This window comes from Vibrio sp. 10N.222.52.C3 (genome assembly GCF_041474195.1).
In the GTDB taxonomy this organism is placed as follows: domain Bacteria; phylum Pseudomonadota; class Gammaproteobacteria; order Enterobacterales; family Vibrionaceae; genus Vibrio; species Vibrio crassostreae_C.
The window spans coordinates 1,558-21,925 of sequence record NZ_JBFRTQ010000163.1; the positions used below are offsets into that span (position 1 = coordinate 1,558).

Below are 20,368 nucleotides of genomic sequence, written 5' to 3' on the forward strand. Positions count from 1 at the left end.
GGCTACTACATGGAAGGTCCTTACTACCACCGTTACGCGATTCGTCCAACGTGTGTGTTTGCTGAAGTGATTCACCGTCATATGCCTGAAGTTGATATCTACAACTACAAAGGCGGCGTGATTGGTAACACAGTACAAGCGATGCTTGCGACGGCTTACCCGAACGGTGAGTTCCCAGCTCTGAATGATGCTTCTCGTACCATGGGTATCACTGACATGGGTGTTCAGGTTGCGGTAAGTGTTTACAGCAAGCATTACTCTTCTGAAAACGGCGTAGACCAAAATATTCTGGGTATGGCGAAGATTCAAGACGCAGTATGGATGCACCCATGTGGTCTTGAGCTATCTAAAGCCTACGAAGCCGCTTCTGCGGAGAAAGAAATCGGCATGCCTTTCTGGCCTAGTGTTGAATTGAATGAAGGCCCTCAAGGTCACAACGGCGCGCAAGGCTTTATCCGCATGCAGGATAAGAAAGGCGACGTTTCTCAACTTGTGATGAACTACGGCCAACACGGCATGGGTCACGGCAACTTTGATACGCTGGGTATTTCTTTCTTCAACCGCGGTCAAGAAGTGCTACGCGAATACGGCTTCTGTCGTTGGGTTAACGTGGAGCCTAAATTCGGCGGCCGCTACCTAGACGAAAACAAATCTTACGCTCGTCAAACGATTGCTCACAACGCAGTCACGATTGATGAAAAATGTCAGAACAACTTTGACGTTGAACGTGCAGACGCTGTACACGGTTTACCACACTTCTTCAAAGTAGAAGACGAGCAAATCAACGGCATGAGTGCATTTGCTAACGATCACTACCAAGGCTTTGACATGCAACGCAGCGTGTTCATGCTAAACCTTGAAGAGATAGAATCTCCGTTATTGTTAGACCTATACCGCTTAGATTCTGAGAAAGGCGGCGAAGGCGAGCATCAATACGACTACTCACACCAATATCAAGGTCAGATTGTTCGCACTAACTTTGAATACCAAGCAAACAAAGAGCTGAACACGCTAGGTGACGATTTCGGTTACCAACACCTATGGAACGTCGCAAGCGGTGAAGTGAAGGGAACAGCAATTGTAAGCTGGCTACAAAACAACACCTACTACACATGGCTAGGTGCAACGTCTAACGATAATGCTCAAGTTATCTTTACTCGCACTGGCGCTAACGACCCAAGTTTCAATCTACGTTCAGAGCCTGCGTTCATTCTACGCAGCAAAGGCGAAACAACACTGTTTGCTTCTGTTGTTGAAACGCACGGTTATTTCAACGAAGAATTCGAGCAATCTGTCAATGCACGTGGTGTTGTGAAAGACATCAAAGTCGTGGCTCACACCAATATCGGTTCGGTAGTTGAGATCACCACAGAGAAATCAAACGTGACAGTGATGATCAGCAACCAACTTGGCGCGACTGACAGCACTGAACACAAAGTAGAGCTGAACGGCAAAGTATACAGCTGGACAGGCTTCTACTCAGTAGAAACAACTTTAAACCCAGAATTAGCAAGCAGAGCAGAGCAGGGGAAATAATAATGAGCTATCAACCACTTTTACTTAACTTTGATGAAGCAGCAGAGCTTCGTAAAGAACTTGGCAAGGATAGCCTTTTAGGTAACGCACTGACTCGCGACATTAAACAAACTGACGCTTACATGGCGGAAGTTGGCATTGAAGTACCTGGTCACGGTGAAGGCGGCGGTTACGAGCACAACCGTCACAAGCAAAACTACATCCATATGGATCTAGCGGGCCGTTTGTTCCTTATCACTGAGGAAACTAAGTACCGTGATTACATCGTTGATATGCTAACAGCGTACGCGACGGTATACCCAACACTTGAAAGCAACGTGAGCCGTGACTCTAACCCTCCGGGTAAGCTGTTCCACCAAACGTTGAACGAGAATATGTGGATGCTTTACGCTTCTTGTGCGTACAGTTGTATTTACCACACCATCTCTGAAGAGCAAAAGCGTCTGATCGAAGACGATCTTCTGAAGCAGATGATCGAAATGTTCGTTGTTACTTACGCACACGACTTCGATATCGTACACAACCACGGCTTATGGGCAGTGGCAGCAGTAGGTATCTGTGGTTACGCAATCAACGATCAAGAGTCTGTAGACAAAGCGCTTTACGGCCTGAAACTAGACAAAGTAAGCGGCGGTTTCTTAGCGCAACTTGACCAACTGTTTTCGCCAGACGGCTACTACATGGAAGGTCCTTACTACCACCGTTTCTCTCTACGTCCAATCTACCTGTTCGCAGAAGCGATTGAACGTCGTCAGCCTGAAGTTGGTATCTATGAATTCAACGATTCAGTGATCAAGACAACGTCTTACTCTGTATTCAAAACCGCATTCCCAGACGGTACATTGCCAGCGCTGAACGATTCATCGAAGACAATCTCTATCAACGATGAAGGCGTTATCATGGCAACGTCTGTGTGTTACCACCGTTACGAGCAGACTGAAACTCTGCTTGGTATGGCTAACCACCAACAAAACGTTTGGGTTCATGCTTCAGGTAAAACATTGTCTGATGCTGTTAAAGCAGCTGATGAAATCAAACCATTCAACTGGGGTAGCCTGTTCGTTACCGACGGCCCTGAAGGTGAGAAAGGCGGCGTTAGCATTCTTCGTCACCGTGATGAGCAAGACGACGATACCATGGCGTTGATCTGGTTTGGTCAGCACGGTTCTGACCACCAGTATCACTCTGCGCTAGACCACGGTCACTACGATGGCTTACACCTAAGCGTATTCAACCGTGGCCACGAAGTGCTGCACGATTACGGCTTCGGTCGTTGGGTAAACGTGGAGCCTAAGTTTGGCGGTCGTTACATCCCAGAGAACAAGTCTTACTGTAAGCAGACGGTTGCTCACAACACAGTAACGGTTGATCAGAAAACGCAGAACAACTTCAACACAGCACTGGCTGAGTCTAAGTTTGGTCAGAAGCACTTCTTCGTAGCAGACGACCAGTCTCTACAAGGCATGAGCGGCACCATTTCTGAGTACTACACTGACGTAGACATGCAACGCAGCGTGATTCTTGCTGAACTTCCTGAGTTCGAAAAACCGCTAGTGATTGATGTGTACCGCATCGAAGCTGACGCTGAGCACCAGTACGACTTACCAGTTCACCACTCTGGCCAGATCATCCGTACTGACTTTGATTACAACATGGAAAAAACGCTTAAGCCGCTAGGTGAAGATAACGGTTACCAACATCTATGGAACGTTGCTTCAGGTAAAGTAAACGAAGAAGGTTCTCTAGTAAGCTGGCTACATGACAGCAGCTACTACAGCCTAGTAACCAGCGCGAATGCGGGCAGCGAAGTGATTTTTGCTCGCACTGGTGCTAACGATCCAGACTTCAACCTTAAGAGTGAGCCTGCGTTCATCTTACGTCAGTCTGGTCAAAACCACGTGTTTGCTTCTGTACTAGAAACGCATGGTTACTTTAACGAGTCTATCGAAGCTTCTGTAGGCGCTCGTGGTCTGGTTAAATCAGTATCTGTTGTGGGCCATAACAGTGTCGGGACTGTTGTTCGCATTCAGACTACTTCTGGTAACACTTACCACTACGGTATCTCAAACCAAGCTGAAGATAAGCAGCAAGCAACTCACACTGTTGAGTTTGCTGGTGAGACATACTCGTGGGAAGGATCATTTGCTCAACTGTAAATGATTAATACTAATCACAGTAAGTAAGTGAGCAGAAATAGCGCAGGAAAAAAGCTTGAGAACAAGGCAGAATTTTTCGATAAGTAGTTATTCTACAATCAAAAATTCTAACGAAGTTATCGAGCTTTTTAACAAGCTAGGGTGATCAGTTATTTACTACGATTGGTATCACATGCAAGTTATTTAACGATGGCTTGTGTTGATGTGGTGCTTTGCGGGAACGAAGCGTCACATTGAATTCAGTCGTGATTGCAAAATCGTTCGTTGATACCAACAACGACTGAATACATCGGGAATAAGTCAAACCGAGTAACTCATTGCGAGTTGCTCGGTTTTTTTATGTGTGTAAGAAACAGAATAGAACGTTTCAACAAACAAAAAGCCTACTCAGTGAGTAGGCTTTGATCTTATTGACTAGGGCGTGTTGACTTTTCTCGGTTAAATTTTGTTCGAGATAAAAGCGTTTTAATCGAGGCGAGGGGGAAGTAGCCTAGTCATTCTAAGCAAATTCCCCTCAACAAAGAGTAAAACGCTTTTAGCCGAACCCTTCGGGCAGCGTTTGCTGGTCATTTCTACTACGTTATCGGCTTCTCATGTAGGCTAGCTACACATCGAAGCCTCTGTCTTGTATAAATACCCAGCAACTCGCTGCAAAAATCAGCTCGAAAGGTCAACACGCCCTAAATAACCAACTAGTTAACGTTGTTTTTAGTATTTAGATAAGGGCTTTTCTTGCTTTGGCTGCCACCCATTCGGAGAAGATGACCGTCACTAGAATCGCACAGAAAATCACAGTCACTTGAGGCCATGCCAGCATTGCCATCGATTCTTGCAGTTTTAAGCCGATACCGCCAGCGCCCACCAAACCTAAGACGGTAGACTCACGAATATTGATATCCCAGCGGAACAAGCTCGTGCCGATGAAACTTGGCATCACTTGCGGAAGAATACCGTAGTTCAATACCTGCAGCGGAGAAGCTCCAGTCGATTGGATTGCAGACATCTGTGTTGCATTCACTTCTTCAATCGCTTCATACATTAACTTCGCCACAAAACCAATTGAACGTAGCGCTATCGCAATGATACCGGCCAACAAGCCTGGGCCGATGATTGCTACCAATAACAATGCCCAAATTAACGAGTTAATTGAACGACTTGCCGCGATGATGAACAGCGCGATAGGTCTGATAAACGTCATGCTTGGCGTTGTATTACGTGCAGCTAAGAACGCGACTGGAAACGCTAGTACTATCCCCAACAGTGTGCCAAGTGTCGCGATGTTAATGGTGTCCCACAACGGACTCCAAAGAGACTCTAAGTAGCTCCATCTTGGTGGCCACATACGTGACGAGATATCAGCAAGTTGATTCGGTGAGTCAGTCACAAAGTACCAAATCGTGTCTTTGTTCATGACTTGCCATGCAAAAACCGTTAGGGCAACAAAGCAAAGCCAGCCAATCCAAAGCATTAGGCTCTGTTTACTGTCGTAACGCTGCCATTGGGTACGATTCATGGAGCTTGTAGAGGTGTCATTTAGCGTGCTCATTGGTCGCTCCTTACTGCACATGCTTGCGGATGATGGTCGATAGGTATTCACACAACATCACGATCACGATAATAATCAAGAGAATAGCGGCCGCTGCGCTGTATTCATAACGGTCCATGGCAGTGTTCAATGTTGCGCCGATGCCCCCTGCGCCAACAATGCCAATCACAGCAGATTCACGAAAGTTGATGTCGAGTCGGTACATCGAAAGCCCGATAAAGCGTGGCATTACCTGCGCTTGAATGGCGTAGTTCACCTGTTGTAGCCAACTTGCGCCAGTTGCACGCATTGCAGTGAGAGGTGCTGGGTCAATGGCTTCAATTTCATCGGCAAACAATTTCGCGAGAAAGCCGATGGTGGCGAAGGTCAGCGTGACAAAACCCGCAAACGTACCAAAGCCAAACAGAGCCACACACAGAATCGCAACGATGATCTCTTGTAAGCTACGCGCAACCGAAATAAACGCACGACAGAACAAGTAAACAGGCGTAGGGGCAAGGTTTTTCGCTGCGCCTAACCCGAATGGAATTGAAAGAAGGACACCCGCCACGGTCGATGTGAGGGTCATGGTTAAACTCTCAATCAAACCTTGTGAGATGTTGTTCCAACGGCCACCAAAATCTGGGTTCATGAAAGCCAAAATGAACTGCCAGCCGCGTTCGCTGCCTTCGTAAATTCGAGTCCAGTTGACGTGTACCGACTGAGTCGCAAGGTACAAGTAAACCGCGACAATGATGATTAAGCTCCAGCGCAGCCATGGGCTAGAAATCAGTGGCGGCTTTGTCCACTGTGTCGGGTATTGTTTGGAATTCTGTTTTCCTGACTTTAAATGCTGCTGAACTTGATTTGGATATGGTTGAGTCATATTGTCGCCTCGGACAGGCGAGGGCTTGTGATGATGAGGTCATCGGCCTCTTCTTCTGCTTGTTGACTCCAGTCTTCTTCACCGTAGATTTGCGTTAAAACATCTTCAGTGAGCAGGTTTGGTTTGTCATCAAATACGACACAACCTGCATTCAAGCCGACAACACGGTCAACAAACTGCTTTGCTAATTGAACATCGTGAATATTGATGATGGCAGGGAGCTGTTGCTCTGAACAAATCTCACTGATCAGTCGCATGATTTGGCGCGCTGTACGTGGATCAAGTGCGGCCGTTGGTTCATCAATCAACAGTAATTTCGGTTTCTGAGCAAGTGCACGTGCAATACCAACACGTTGACGCTGACCACCCGACAGAGCATCGGCCCTTTTATTGGCGTGTTCTAACAACCCAACACGGTCGAGTAGCGCATAAGCGGCTTGGATATCCGATTCAGGGAAACGACGAGTAAAGCTCTGCCAGAAGTTCACGTAACCCAAACGCCCTGAAAGTACGTTTTCCATCACCGTTAAACGCTCAATCAGCGCGTACTCTTGGAAAATTATCCCGATTTCACGGCGTGATTGTCTCAGTTGTCGCTTAGACAGCGTTTCTAGATTGGTATTGGAAAAGATCACTTCGCCGCTGGTGGGCTCGGTGAGCCGATTAATACAACGGATAAGCGTTGATTTACCCGCACCAGATGGACCAATTAAACCAACCACTTCACCGGCATTGACCGACAAGCTAACGTTGGTAAGGGCTTTATCAGAACTGGAGTAGTGCTTGGTAAGCCCTTTAAGGGTAAGAGTAGACATAGAATTCCTATAAGAGCGGTGTACTAAGAGTTCGCCTGAGACAGGCATGGAAAGTAAACCGGAAAGAGTGGTGAATAACTGCAGGCGATTACACCTGCAGTTAGTTTTATCGGTGTGTGATTGGCTTTTTAGTTCGGTTGAACTTAGCTACACGTGTAAGGGACTTTATTGGCTGTATCGATAGTGCGGATCACTTCCCAGTGCTCTTGGTAAGTGATCGGAACGAACTTCGCTTCACCGTTACGCTCAAATTCTTCTTGAAGCTTTGTGCCTTCCCAGTCGAAAGTGAAGAACGCTTTTTGAATCTTCTCTTGAAGCTCTGGTGTTAGGTTGTGCGCTGTGCCGTAAGCTGTTGTTGGGAAGGTTTGTGACTTGTAGATGCTCTTGATTTGACCTTCTTTCACGACTTCACGTGAAAGCATACGGTTCAATACTGAGTTAGCGACGGCTGCTGCGTCATAATCTTTGTGTGCGACACCCAAAATAGAGTTGTCGTGCGCGCCAGAGAAAGCCGGTTTGAAATCACGTTCAGGTTGAAGCTGGTATTCAGCATCCAGAATCGCAGAAGGGGCTTTGAAACCAGAGTTTGACGTTTGCGATGTGAATGCTAGGTTTTTGCCTTTTAGGTCTTCAACCTTTTCGATGCCTGAACCTGGGTGCGTGATGATTTCCATTTCGTAACCGAAAGAACCATCTTCCGCTGCCATCATGGTGAATGGTGCGAAGCCTGCGCAGTTAACCGCTAGTGGCGTTGAACCTGTGTTGAAACCTGCGATATGCAGACGACCTGAACGCATTGCTTCAATTTGAGCTGCGTTATTTTGAACAGGGAAGAAACGAACCGTTTTTTCCGTTGTTTTTTCAAGGTGGCTCAAAAACTCGCTCCACACATCAGCGTATACTGCTGGATCTTCAACTGGCGTGTAAGCAAAAATTAGCGTGTTTGGATCCACCCATTGTGATTCATCTTGAGGTACATCGGCGACCAAGTTACCAGAGCGGTCTTCGTATCGTGTATCCATTGCTAATGCAGAACCAGAAAAAATCAGCGCAGCAGTAATAGCGCTCTTAAGCGTGAGATTTGTTTTTGTCGGTTTCATTATTTCAGTCCAATTGAGTGATTTTTTGGGAAGGGAGTATAGAAATCGAGGATGACAGAACCGATGCGTTTTGATGACGGATTTATGAATGGTGTAACATAATGTTTCTAGCTGTGTGGAGTTAGATGCTTTATAAGTGTTTGATTCATTGAGTAAATTAATAGAACGCGACTCGTTGCTAATTTACTCAATTGGCGCTAGGTTGAAATCCTGTTATAGTGATCCTTAAATAATACATAAACATAACATATAAAATAAGTGAACTTATGGTTAGCACTTTTAATTCAATCTCGGGCTCGAAGCGCAGCCTGCACGTGCAAGTAGCGCGTGAAATCGCTCGTGGAATCTTGTCTGGTGAACTGCCACAAGGTTCTATTATTCCTGGTGAAATGGCGCTGTGTGAACAGTTTGGTATCAGCCGTACGGCACTTCGTGAAGCAGTTAAACTACTGACTTCTAAAGGCCTGTTAGAGTCCCGCCCGAAAATCGGTACTCGTGTAGTGGATCGCGCATACTGGAACTTTCTTGATCCTCAACTGATTGAATGGATGGATGGTCTAACCGACATAGACCAATTCTGTTCTCAGTTTTTAGGCCTTCGCCGTGCGATTGAACCTGAAGCGTGTGCATTAGCTGCAAAATTTGCGACTGCTGAGCAACGTATCGAGCTTTCAGAGATCTTCCAGAAGATGGTAGAAGTGGATGCTGCTGAAGTATTTGACCAAGAAAGTTGGACAAACATCGACATTCGTTTCCACAGCTTGATCTTCAATGCAACAGGTAACGATTTCTACCTGCCATTCGGCAATATTCTGACGACCATGTTCGTTAACTTCATCGTGCACTCTTCTGAAGAGGGCAGCACATGTATCAATGAACACCGTAGAATCTATGAAGCGATTATGGCTGGCGACAGTGAAAAAGCTCGTACAATGTCAGCGGCTCACTTGCAAGATGCTAACCACCGTTTAGCCACTGCAAGCTAAACACGGTTTTCAACTTCATTTGAACCAGTCAAAAAGGTATGCCAAGTGCATGCCTTTTTTGTTTTTAGAAAGCGTGTTGCACCATGTGTGGCACTGTTTTGGTTCACCCCCGCTTAACTCCTTCTTAAGTCAGTTCCTTCTTGTATACGCCTAGCGGTCGTTCTCTTTACCATCAGAATAAAAATAATATTACGCTCGATATTCGTTTTAGACACTCGAGCTCCCCCCAAATAATTATGCGTCATCCATGATTTTTCATTTTTGTATATTTTTAATCCGCCATCGTTTGAACAGGATATGCCGCTTCAATATGGATTAATTTAAGTTGAATTCTAATGAAATTGTCCACTCTCAATAGATAAAAACACTGGTTTATTGTGTGATAAATGAGGGGGGTTTAGCTCAGATTTGGCTTTTATTATTTTTGAGAATTTTATATTTATATGTGTTTGGTTGTATTTGTTAATAAGTGTGCAAAGTCTCGCTTTTTTATAAGTCTTTGATTTTAATTGGTGTGATGTTCTTTGGTCTTGGTTTTTTGAGTTTTCATCTCAAACACCAGTAATTTCCTTAATGGATTGGCCATATTCCATCCTATGTCATATATATAATTAACTTAATCAATCAAAATAAGATCGCCATCACTTATTTGGATTATTGTACTACAAATAAAGTTTGAGATTTCCTATAGTCCTCGTAACAAAATACAACGGACAAAGGATACACGATGGAACTCAACACGATTATTGTCGGCATTTATTTCCTATTCTTGATTGCGATAGGTTGGATGTTTAGAACATTTACAAGTACCACCAGTGACTACTTCCGCGGGGGCGGTAACATGTTGTGGTGGATGGTTGGTGCAACCGCCTTTATGACCCAGTTTAGTGCATGGACATTCACCGGTGCGGCAGGTAAAGCGTATAACGATGGTTTTGCAGTAGCGGTCATCTTCGTAGCCAACGCATTTGGTTACTTCATGAACTTCGCATATTTTGCTCCAAAGTTCCGTCAACTACGTGTAGTAACGGTAATCGAAGCAATTCGTATGCGTTTCGGTGCGACTAACGAACAAGTGTTCACTTGGTCTTCAATGCCAAACAGTGTTGTTTCTGCCGGTGTATGGTTAAACGCACTAGCAATCATCGCTTCTGGTATCTTCGGTTTCGACATGACAGCAACTATCTGGATTACCGGTTTGGTTGTATTGGCAATGTCTGTAACGGGTGGTTCATGGGCGGTAATTGCATCTGACTTTATGCAGATGGTTATCATCATGGCAGTAACCGTGACATGTGCTGTTGTTGCTGTTGTTCAAGGTGGCGGTGTTGGTGAAATCGTGAATAACTTCCCTGTAGCGGAAGGCGGTTCTTTCCTTTCTGGTAACAACATTAACTACTTAAGCATCTTCAGCATTTGGGCATTCTTCATCTTCGTGAAGCAGTTCTCTATTACTAACAACATGCTTAACTCTTACCGTTACCTAGCGGCTAAAGACTCAAAGAACGCGAAGAAAGCAGCGCTACTAGCGTGTGTGCTAATGCTTTGTGGTGTATTTATCTGGTTCATGCCTTCTTGGTACATTGCAGGTCAAGGTGTCGACCTAGCAGCAGCTTACCCAGAAGCAGGTAAGAAAGCGGGTGACTTTGCCTACCTATACTTCGTACAAGAGTACATGCCAGCAGGTATGGTTGGCCTTCTAGTTGCGGCGATGTTTGCAGCGACAATGTCTTCAATGGATTCTGGTCTAAACCGTAACTCGGGTATCTTTGTTAAGAACTTCTATGAACCAATCGTTCGTAAAGGTACGGCTAGCGAAAAAGAACTAGTAACGGTTTCTAAGATTACTTCTGCCGTGTTTGGTATTGCTATTATCCTTATTGCACAGTTCATCAACTCGCTTAAAGGTTTGAGCCTGTTCGATACCATGATGTATGTAGGCGCACTGATCGGCTTCCCAATGACAATTCCTGCATTCCTTGGCTTCTTTATTAAGAAGACTCCGGACTGGGCTGGTTGGGGTACGCTAGTGGTTGGTGGTTTTGTTTCTTACTACGTGGGTTTCGTTGTTAACGCTGAAATGGTGTCTTCAATCTTCGGTCTAGAAGAGCTAACAAGCCGTGAATGGTCTGATGTTAAGGTTGCTATCGGTCTGATTGCTCACATTACGCTGACAGGTGGTTTCTTCATCCTATCAACTCTGTTCTACAAGCCATTAACTGAGAAGCGTCAAGCAGACGTTGATAAGTTCTTCGGTAACCTGTCTACTCCATTAGTTGCGGAGTCAGCAGAACAGAAAGTACTGGATAACAAACAGCGTGAAATGCTTGGTAAACTGATTGCGGTAGCGGGTGTCGGTATCATGCTAATGGCTCTACTCACTAACCCAATGTGGGGACGTCTAGTCTTCATACTTTGTGGTGTGATTGTTGGTGGTGTTGGTGTGCTATTGGTTAAAGCGGTCGATGACGGCGGCAAGCAAGCGAAAGCAGTAACTGAAAGCTAATACATAGAAAACGATTATAATAGAATGCGACGACTCGAAAGGGCGTCGCATTTTTTTTGCTCTGCGAAACGGAAAAACGGTCAGGTGGAAGATATCTGACCTAAATCACGAAAACTGTACAAAATGGTTCAATCGAACCGAAATAGATTTAATTGTCCTACAATAAGACGTATATTATTGCTAATTCCTTTCAATCAACTTGAAAAATAAGTGAGTTAGAATGAGCGACCAAAAATCTCTTGATGCAATCAGGAAGATGAAGCTGGAGAATGATACTTCAGCAGGTAATCTTGTAGACCTACTCCCTATCGAAGTACAGAAACGTGACTTCGACCTATCATTCCTAGACAACTTGAGCGAAGCACGTCCACGTCTTCTTGTTCAAGCAGATCAGTTAGAAGAATTCAAAGCGAAAGTGAAAGCTGATGAAGCTCACTGCATGTTTGATGATTTCTACAATAACTCGACAGTTAAGTTCCTTGAGACTGCTCCTTTCGAAGAGCCTCAAGCGTACCCAGCTGACACGGTAGGCAAAGCTTCTCTATGGCGTCCTTACTGGCGTCAAATGTACGTTGATTGCCAAATGGCACTAAACGCGACACGTAACCTAGCAATTGCTGGTGTTGTGAAAGAAGACGAAGCGCTAATTGCTAAAGCAAAAGCTTGGACTCTAAAACTGTCTACGTACGATCCAGAAGGCGTGACTTCTCGTGGCTATAACGATGAAGCGGCTTTCCGTGTTATCGCGGCTATGGCTTGGGGTTACGACTGGCTACACGGCTACTTCACAGATGAAGAACGTCAGCAAGTTCAAGATGCTTTGATTGAGCGTCTAGACGAAATCATGCACCACCTGAAAGTGACGGTTGATCTATTGAACAACCCACTGAACAGCCACGGTGTTCGTTCTATCTCTTCTGCTATCATCCCAACGTGTATCGCGCTTTACCACGATCACCCGAAAGCAGGCGAGTACATTGCATACGCACTAGAATACTACGCAGTACACTACCCACCATGGGGCGGTGTAGACGGCGGTTGGGCTGAAGGTCCTGACTACTGGAACACGCAAACTGCATTCCTAGGCGAAGCATTCGACCTATTGAAAGCATACTGTGGCGTAGACATGTTCAACAAAACATTCTACGAAAACACAGGTGATTTCCCGCTTTACTGCATGCCTGTTCACTCTAAGCGCGCGAGCTTCTGTGACCAGTCTTCAATCGGTGATTTCCCAGGTCTAAAACTGGCTTACAACATCAAGCATTACGCAGGTGTTAACCAGAAGCCTGAGTATGTTTGGTACTACAACCAACTGAAAGGCCGTGATACTGAAGCACACACCAAATTCTACAACTTCGGTTGGTGGGACTTCGGTTACGATGATCTTCGCTTTAACTTCCTTTGGGATGCACCTGAAGAGAAAGCACCATCGAATGACCCACTGTTGAAAGTATTCCCAATCACGGGTTGGGCTGCATTCCACAACAAGATGACTGAGCGTGATAACCATATTCACATGGTATTCAAATGTTCTCCGTTTGGCTCAATCAGCCACTCTCACGGTGACCAAAACGCATTCACGTTGCATGCATTCGGTGAAACGCTAGCGTCAATCACTGGCTATTACGGTGGTTTCGGTGTTGATATGCACACTAAATGGCGTCGTCAAACGTTCTCTAAGAACCTTCCACTATTTGGCGGTAAAGGTCAGTACGGCGAGAACAAGAACACGGGCTACGAAAACCACCAAGATCGCTTCTGTATCGAAGCGGGCGGCAACATCTCTGATTTCGACACTGAATCTGATGTGAAGATGGTTGAAGGTGATGCAACGGCATCTTACAAGTACTTCGTTCCTGAAATTGAATCTTACAAGCGTAAGGTCTGGTTTGTTCAAGGTAAAGTATTCGTAATGCAAGACAAGGCAACACTTTCTGAAGAGAAAGACATGACTTGGCTAATGCACACAACTTTCGCAAACGACGTGGCAGACAAGTCTTTCACTATCCGTGGCGAAGTTGCGCACCTAGACGTAAACTTCATCAACGAGTCTGCTGATAACATCACGTCAGTTAAGAACGTTGAAGGTTTTGGCGAAGTTGACCCATACGAGTTCAAAGATCTTGAAATCCACCGTCACGTTGAAGTGGAATTCAAGCCATCAAAAGAGCACAACATCCTTACGCTTCTTGTTCCTAATAAGAACGAAGGCGAGCAAGTTGAAGTGTCTCACAAGCTTGAAGGCAACACGCTAATGCTAAATGTTGATGGTGAAACGGTTTCAATCGAACTGTAATTCGCTGAAGCAACAGAAGCTAGATACTAAAAACTCCGAGTGAAAGCTCGGAGTTTTTTTGTTTGCACAGAACAGGCAGTAGCCTACGAGGTGGGAAGAGGTTGCGTTGGTTAGTTAGAGGCTAAGTAGCAAGAGTGCCAGGCTTAGTAAGTGGCGACAAAACTTGGTTTAAAACCCGTGTTCAGTAAACCTTACTAAGGCTAGGGCAGTGACTGTCTTCCAATAATTTGTCAACTACTGACAGTGGGCAGCCTTAATCTTGTCTGAAAAAAGGGACGGCAGGTTAATAATCGTTATTGGAGTGGCTTATTCTCATTAATCGTATGACATTTAGAGTGCATTATTTCATCAATAGGTTATTTTTTGATTGGGATATCGCTCTTGTAAGTACAAAGCGTGACCATATTTTCTCGTAAAGTGAATCCCCGTCACAACTTGCGTCTAAGCATTGAAGGATTACCCTAAAACTATTGCGTAACGGAAAAGACGTCGTTATTATAATGACCATATAATCATACAATACTATATTTGGAGTTTGAACATGACTAAACCTGTAATCGGTTTCATTGGCCTAGGTCTTATGGGCGGCAACATGGTTGAAAACCTACAAAAGCGCGGCTACCACGTAAACGTAATGGATCTAAGCGCTGAAGCTGTTGCTCGCGTTACAGATCGCGGCAATGCGACTGCATTCACTTCTGCTAAAGAACTAGCTGCTGCAAGTGACATCGTTCAGTTTTGTCTTACAACTTCAGCTGTTGTTGAAAAAATCGTTTACGGCGAAGACGGCGTTCTAGCTGGCATCAAAGAAGGCGCAGTATTAGTAGACTTCGGTACTTCTATCCCTGCTTCTACTAAGAAAATCGGCGCAGCTCTAGCTGAAAAAGGCGCGGGCATGATCGACGCACCTCTAGGCCGTACTCCTGCACACGCTAAAGATGGTCTTCTGAACATCATGGCTGCTGGCGACATGGAAACTTTCAACAAAGTTAAACCTGTTCTTGAAGAGCAAGGCGAAAACGTATTCCACCTAGGTGCTCTAGGTTCTGGTCACGTTACTAAGCTTGTAAACAACTTCATGGGTATGACGACTGTTGCGACTATGTCTCAAGCTTTCGCTGTTGCTCAACGCGCTGGTGTTGATGGCCAACAACTGTTTGACATCATGTCTGCAGGTCCATCTAACTCACCATTCATGCAATTCTGTAAGTTCTACGCAGTAGACGGCGAAGAGAAGCTAGGTTTCTCTGTTGCTAACGCTAACAAAGATCTTGGTTACTTCCTTGCTCTTTGTGAAGAGCTAGGTACTGAGTCTCTAATTGCTCAAGGTACTGCAACTAGCCTACAAGCTGCTGTTGACGCAGGAATGGGTAACAACGACGTACCAGTAATCTTCGACTACTTCGCTAAACTAGAGAAGTAATCGACGTACGACCTCGCTAGGGTATTGCCTGTCTTTTTAGGCGGCGATACCTCAGCGAGGTTCGTTTTTATCTGCCATACCCAACCCTTTGTTCCCTCGTTAAACTCTTCTACTTCCTCAGCTACACCTACTCAAAACTCTGTTCAACTTTGTTACTGCCTCAATTCCTATTTTTGTTTCTATATCTATATCTATATCTATTTGTAAATTCAAAGCCTTCTAGCACCAACTCACTCACTTTTCCTCGCAAGCTTAAACCAGTGCACTTAACTGATTGTTGGCGATGGCTTAACACCGCTCGTATATCGGGTCTGAAAAGAAAGTAAAAAAAACCCACACAGCTGGTGACTGTATGGGCATGTTCGGACGAGCCGTCTGGAAAAACAAATGATCAATAGAAAGTGAAAAAACGAATAACGAGATCCCCCGACAGTTTCTACGTTAAACGAGTTCAATGACCTTAAAGCGGCTGCTTCAATTATCACTTTGAACTGAACAAAAGCATCCAGAAAGAACTTAAGTTATGATTCAAATACACCATAACTTAAGGCTTATTGTATTACAAATAAATTTTAAGATTGAATGCCTTGAGTGAATGGTTGGTTAGTGAAAATGTGACCTAAGGCTCACTTTCCTAGTCAGGTGACCGAAAGTGATATGAATAATTTGAGTGGAGGCATTATCGGCGAAGTTGTGAGGTAATCATCTGAAAGTTGATCATTTTTAATTGGTTAATTATTCCTTTCTAATCATGTTAAAAGTTCAAACTCATAAATGATACCTATGTCACAGGGTGATTTTAACCAGTTTTGATATGTCAAGATTGCTCACAGAAAGTGCAGTAAATTAAACATACAATATTAATTAAATTGATGGTTGTGACGATGGAACGGCATGAACAAGTTTTGCTTCCCGTATCTTCGAATATCTAAAAAATGACCATTTCATTCGGATAAAAATAATAGACATAGGTTGATATGGATTATGAGTTTTATGAATTCAAAATTGTCTCTAGGGTTTAAAGGAAAATTGATTTTAATGGTGGCGATCGTCAGTTCCAGTGCCTTGGCATTTACGAACTGGTTCACGCTTAACTTGGCGACTGATCAAGTAAACCAAACGATTTATAACGAGATTGATCACTCGTTAACGATAGAAATTAATCAGATTGAAAGCACCGTCCAGCGCACCATCGATACGGTCAATTCCGTTGCACAAGAGTTCATGAAATCCCCATACCAAGTACCAAACGAAGCGCTGATGCATTTTGCCGCTAAGCTCGGTGGTATTGACAAGATTGTAGTGGGTTTTGATGATGGTCGTTCTTACACTTCTCGTCCTTCAGAGTCTTTCCCAAACGGTGTTGGAATCAAAGAAAAATACAACCCAACGACTCGTCCTTGGTATCAACAAGCGAAATTGAAATCAGGTTTATCTTTTAGTGATCTGTTTTTCACCAAGAGTACTCAAGTACCTATGATTGGTGTGACTTACACCTATCAAGATCGCGTCATCATGGCAGACATTCGATTTGATGATTTGGAAACTCAGCTTAAACAGCTGGACAGTATCTACGAAGCCAAAGGCATTATTATCGACGAGAAAGGGATGGTGGTCGCTTCAACAGTCGAAAACGTACTTCCGCAAAGCAATATATCTTCTGCAGATACTCAGATGAGACTCAATAGTGCCATTGAACAGCCTGACCAATTCATTGAGGGTGTGATTGATGGAAACCAGAGAATTTTGATGGCCAAGAAAGTGGATATTGGCAGCCAGAAAGAATGGTACATGATATCTAGTATCGATCCTGAACTCGCGCTCAATCAGTTGAATGGCGTGATGTCGAGTGCGCGTATCCTTATCGTGGCATGTGTGCTTGGCTCGGTGATATTGATGATTTTACTGCTGAATCGCTTCTACCGCCCAATCGTGTCACTGAGAAAAATCGTCCACGATCTATCTCAAGGTAACGGAGACCTGACTCAAAGGCTTGTTGAGAAGGGGAATGATGACTTAGGGCATATCGCCAAAGACATCAACTTGTTCATCATTGGTCTGCAAGAGATGGTTAAGGACGTCAAATTTAAGAACTCGGATCTCGATACTAAGGTACTGAGTATTCGTGAAGGTTGTAAAGAAACCAGCGATGTACTGAAAGTTCACACTGATGAAACGGTTCAAGTGGTCTCTGCAATTAACGGCTTATCTGAAGCATCAAACGAAGTCGAGAAGAGTTCTCAGTCGGCGGCAGAAGCAGCAAGAGAGGCCGCTGTGTTCAGTGATGAGACGAAACAAATTAACACCGTGACGGAAACCTATATCAGTGATCTTGAGAAGCAAGTCTGCACCACCTCTGATGATATTCGCTCAATGGCGAATGAAACTCAGAGCATCCAGTCTATCGTGTCTGTGATTGGAGGAATTGCGGAACAAACTAATTTGCTGGCATTGAATGCGTCAATTGAAGCGGCGAGAGCGGGTGAGCATGGCCGAGGTTTCGCGGTGGTTGCTGATGAAGTCCGTGCGTTAGCCAACCGAACTCAAATCAGTACTTCTGAAATTGATGAAGCGCTGTCTGGCTTGCAGTCTAAATCAGATGGTTTGGTTAAATCGATTGAGTTGACCAAAAGTAACTGTGAAATGACGCGTGCCCAAGTGGTTCAAGCGGTAAATATGTTGGCCAAGCTAACGGAACAGATGGAAACGGTAAGTCGTTTTAATAACGATATTTCGGGTTCGTCTGTTGAGCAGAACGCCCTTATTCAGAGCATTGCTAAGAACATGCATAAGATTGAAAGCTTTGTTGAGGAGCTTAATAAGCTAAGCCAAGATCAGTTGATTGAATCAGCAGAAATCAAAACACTTAACGGCAGCGTTAGTGACTTGATGAGCAGCTTTAAGGTTTAACTTTTCTAATATTTATATTTAAAAATCAACATACTAAGTTTAGTTGTTGATCTGAGAGCCACTCAATAGCTTGCGAGTTTAGAGTGGCCTTTCTGCGTTTTTCTTGAGTCTAACTCTACGCAATACTCATTCATCCCACTTCATTTGCCGCATCTCACATTCTGATAAATAGACAATTGACATAAAATAGTACAAATGTGCATTATCACTCTCCCCTTATGGATAAGTGAGTTAAATGTGAATAAGCCAATCTTTATCGCTGCGCTGGCGTCGCTTACGTATGGCTGCGGTGGCAGCAGTTCAAGTGACGGTAGCACCCCTCCTGGCAATGAAGACCCAGACACTCCTTATGGCGTGGTCGCCCCTTATACGATTGCTAAGTATCAAACTATTCTCTCTAGTTCCGATCTTCAGGTGTCTGATCCTAACGGAGAAGAAGGCAACAAAACCTCTGAAGTGAAAGATGGCAACTTCGATGGCTACATCAGTGAATACTTTTACGCAGATGAAGAGAGCGAGAATCTCGTTTTCAAGATGGCAAACTATAAGATGCGCTCAGAAGTCCGTGAAGGTGAAAATTTTGATATCAACGAAGCGGGTGTAAGGCGAAGCCTGTATGCCGAGATCAGCTTGCCCGACATTGAGCATGCAATGGCTAGCTCTCCTGCCGATCATGATGAAGTGACGCTGCTACAGATACACAATAAAGGCACCGATGAGAGCGGCACAGGCTACATCCCTCATCCACTGTTGCGTGTCGTTTGGGAGCAAGAGCGAAACGGTATTACGGGCCACTATTGGGCAGTAATGAAGAACAATGCTATTGATTGTAGTAGCGCTGACGACTCTTCAGACTGTTACAACACCTCTTATAATCGTTACGATTTAGGCGAAGCCGATCTTGATAGCTTTACGAAGTTTGATTTGAGCGTTTATGAAAATACACTGTCAATAAAAGTGAATGATGAAGTCAAAGTAGCTCAAGATATCGCCTATTGGCAGCACCTATTGAGTTACTTCAAAGCCGGGATCTACAACCAGTTTGAAAATGGTGAAGCGACCGCTTACTTTCAGGCGTTGAGGTATACGACGACTCAAATGGATGGCGCTAACGACTGGGATATCAATGACTGGAAGTTAACGATTCCTGCCAGCAAAGATACTTGGTATGGCAGTGGCGGCACTAGTGCAGCTGAGTTAGAGCCTGCGCGCTGCGAATCGAGTAAAGATCTACTCTCAAACGACAGTGATGTATACGACAGCAGTATCGGCCTTTCCTATTTCGATACCGATCAAGGAAGAATGCACTTTAGAGCCGATATGGGCAATGGCACCTCGACAGTGAATTCTAACTACATCCGCTCCGAATTAAGAGAGCTGTACCAGAGCAACGACCAGCCAGATTGCAGCACCAGTGATGAAGATACCAGTTGGTATTTGGACGACACCAGAACCAACACAACCAGTCACGAGTTAACGGCAAGCTTGCGAATTGAAGATTACCCGAACATCAACGGCCAAGACCCAAAAGTAGTGCTCGGTCAGATCCATGGCTGGAAGATCAATCAAGCATTGGTCAAATTGCTTTGGGAAGGTGAGGGTAAGCCAGTAAGAGTGATACTGAACTCTGATTTTGAGCGCAACAACCAAGACTGTAATCATTGTGACCCGTTCAGTGTCGAGTTAGGGACTTATTCGGCAAGTGAAGAGTGGCGCTATACGATTCGTGCCGACCAAGATGGTATTTACCTTGCGACCCACGATTTAGATGGCACCAACACGGTTTCGCACTCAATCGGTTGGGGAGAGGATTACCAAGATAAAGATGGCAAAACCGTTTCTTTAACTCAAGATTGGGCCTCTAACGACATCGCTTTCTACTTCAAAGCGGGTATCTACCCACAATTTAAGCCAGACAGCGAGTACGCCGGTGAGATATTTGATGTGAGTTTTAGCTCTGTGAGAGCGGCACATTATTAAGCTCGCGCTGCTTTAACACTCGCGCTGGTTTAACAAATAAAAACCGTAATTAAAAGACCACATCAGTTGTTAACAATGTGGTCTTTTTTTGTGCTCAAATGTAATGGGTTAGGTAACTTTAATTTAAATAACGAGATCAACTTCCCGGTGAATAGCCACCAAAAATTATCGTCGCTTAGACGAGATGCTGATCCAAAATTTATCTACTCTCTATTTTATCAATAAGAAATGTGATCCAGTTAATAT

The 20,368-nt window shown here is 44.5% G+C and carries 12 protein-coding genes; 8 read left to right on the forward strand and 4 right to left on the reverse strand.

Annotation, left to right across the window (positions count from 1 at the left end; all coding sequences use genetic code 11):
- Both AB4517_RS20615 and AB4517_RS20620 read left to right on the forward strand, forming a co-directional pair.
- On the forward strand, positions 1 to 1,536 hold a 1,536-nt coding region (locus AB4517_RS20615; protein WP_372149728.1), incomplete at its 5' end, for a heparinase II/III family protein.
- 2 nt (positions 1,537 to 1,538) lie between these two features.
- Positions 1,539 to 3,692, forward strand: a complete 2,154-nt coding sequence (locus tag AB4517_RS20620; protein ID WP_372149731.1) for a heparinase II/III family protein — start codon at positions 1,539 to 1,541, stop codon at positions 3,690 to 3,692.
- Positions 3,693 to 4,407: 715 nt separating this feature from the next.
- Here AB4517_RS20620 and phnE (AB4517_RS20625) read toward each other — a convergent pair.
- The 4 genes from phnE (AB4517_RS20625) to phnD all read right to left on the reverse strand — a co-directional run bounded on the left by phnE (AB4517_RS20625) (position 4,408) and on the right by phnD (position 8,018).
- On the reverse strand, positions 4,408 to 5,238 hold the full coding sequence (phnE, locus tag AB4517_RS20625; protein ID WP_372084148.1) for a phosphonate ABC transporter, permease protein PhnE: 831 nt from the start codon (positions 5,236 to 5,238) through the stop codon (positions 4,408 to 4,410).
- A gap of 10 nt (positions 5,239 to 5,248) precedes the next feature.
- The gene (gene phnE / locus AB4517_RS20630) at positions 5,249 to 6,103 is read right to left on the reverse strand and encodes a phosphonate ABC transporter, permease protein PhnE (protein WP_052878558.1); all 855 of its coding nucleotides are present in this window, start codon (positions 6,101 to 6,103) and stop codon (positions 5,249 to 5,251) included.
- Positions 6,100 to 6,918, reverse strand: a complete 819-nt coding sequence (phnC, locus tag AB4517_RS20635; RefSeq protein WP_372149734.1) for a phosphonate ABC transporter ATP-binding protein — start codon at positions 6,916 to 6,918, stop codon at positions 6,100 to 6,102. The genes phnE (AB4517_RS20630) and phnC overlap by 4 nt, the downstream gene beginning before the upstream one ends.
- 143 nt (positions 6,919 to 7,061) lie before the next feature.
- Entirely contained in the window at positions 7,062 to 8,018 is a 957-nt protein-coding gene (gene phnD, locus AB4517_RS20640; RefSeq protein WP_372149737.1) for a phosphate/phosphite/phosphonate ABC transporter substrate-binding protein, read from the reverse strand.
- Positions 8,019 to 8,284: 266 nt separating this feature from the next.
- On the opposite strand from phnD, the gene AB4517_RS20645 reads away from it, so the two are divergent.
- The 6 genes from AB4517_RS20645 (at position 8,285) to AB4517_RS20670 (ending at position 20,122) form a co-directional block, all read left to right on the forward strand.
- Entirely contained in the window at positions 8,285 to 9,004 is a 720-nt protein-coding gene (locus AB4517_RS20645; protein WP_017069949.1) for a FadR/GntR family transcriptional regulator, read from the forward strand.
- Between the two features lie 727 nt (positions 9,005 to 9,731).
- The gene (locus AB4517_RS20650; RefSeq protein WP_017061477.1) at positions 9,732 to 11,510 is read left to right on the forward strand and encodes a sodium:solute symporter family transporter; all 1,779 of its coding nucleotides are present in this window, start codon (positions 9,732 to 9,734) and stop codon (positions 11,508 to 11,510) included.
- 220 nt (positions 11,511 to 11,730) lie between these two features.
- Positions 11,731 to 13,809: a DUF4962 domain-containing protein gene (locus AB4517_RS20655; protein WP_017061476.1), complete on the forward strand. Its 2,079-nt coding sequence runs from the start codon at positions 11,731 to 11,733 to the stop codon at positions 13,807 to 13,809.
- A 541-nt stretch (positions 13,810 to 14,350) separates the two neighbouring features.
- A complete protein-coding gene (locus AB4517_RS20660; protein ID WP_004733521.1) occupies positions 14,351 to 15,232 on the forward strand; it encodes an NAD(P)-dependent oxidoreductase in 882 nt (293 codons plus the stop codon).
- Between the two features lie 1,038 nt (positions 15,233 to 16,270).
- Positions 16,271 to 18,142 carry a methyl-accepting chemotaxis protein gene (locus AB4517_RS20665; RefSeq protein WP_102320524.1) on the forward strand — a complete coding sequence of 624 codons (1,872 nt, stop codon included), beginning with the start codon at positions 16,271 to 16,273 and terminating at the stop codon, positions 18,140 to 18,142.
- Positions 18,143 to 18,379: 237 nt separating this feature from the next.
- A complete protein-coding gene (locus AB4517_RS20670; RefSeq protein ID WP_017061474.1) occupies positions 18,380 to 20,122 on the forward strand; it encodes a polysaccharide lyase family 7 protein in 1,743 nt (580 codons plus the stop codon).
- Positions 20,123 to 20,368 lie beyond the last annotated feature (246 nt).

Excerpts from the sequence above, each read along its gene's own strand:
- AB4517_RS20645 (WP_017069949.1), top strand. The coding sequence starts at position 8,285 with ATGGTTAGCACTTTTAATTCAATCTCGGGCTCGAAGCGCAGCCTGCAC.
- AB4517_RS20660 (WP_004733521.1), top strand. The coding sequence starts at position 14,351 with ATGACTAAACCTGTAATCGGTTTCATTGGCCTAGGTCTTATGGGCGGC.
- AB4517_RS20655 (WP_017061476.1), top strand. The coding sequence starts at position 11,731 with ATGAGCGACCAAAAATCTCTTGATGCAATCAGGAAGATGAAGCTGGAG.
- phnC (WP_372149734.1), bottom strand. The coding sequence starts at position 6,918 with ATGTCTACTCTTACCCTTAAAGGGCTTACCAAGCACTACTCCAGTTCT.
- AB4517_RS20650 (WP_017061477.1), top strand. The coding sequence starts at position 9,732 with ATGGAACTCAACACGATTATTGTCGGCATTTATTTCCTATTCTTGATT.
- phnD (WP_372149737.1), bottom strand. The coding sequence starts at position 8,018 with ATGAAACCGACAAAAACAAATCTCACGCTTAAGAGCGCTATTACTGCT.
- AB4517_RS20665 (WP_102320524.1), top strand. The coding sequence starts at position 16,271 with ATGGTGGCGATCGTCAGTTCCAGTGCCTTGGCATTTACGAACTGGTTC.
- phnE (WP_052878558.1), bottom strand. The coding sequence starts at position 6,103 with ATGACTCAACCATATCCAAATCAAGTTCAGCAGCATTTAAAGTCAGGA.
- phnE (WP_372084148.1), bottom strand. The coding sequence starts at position 5,238 with ATGAGCACGCTAAATGACACCTCTACAAGCTCCATGAATCGTACCCAA.
- AB4517_RS20620 (WP_372149731.1), top strand. The coding sequence starts at position 1,539 with ATGAGCTATCAACCACTTTTACTTAACTTTGATGAAGCAGCAGAGCTT.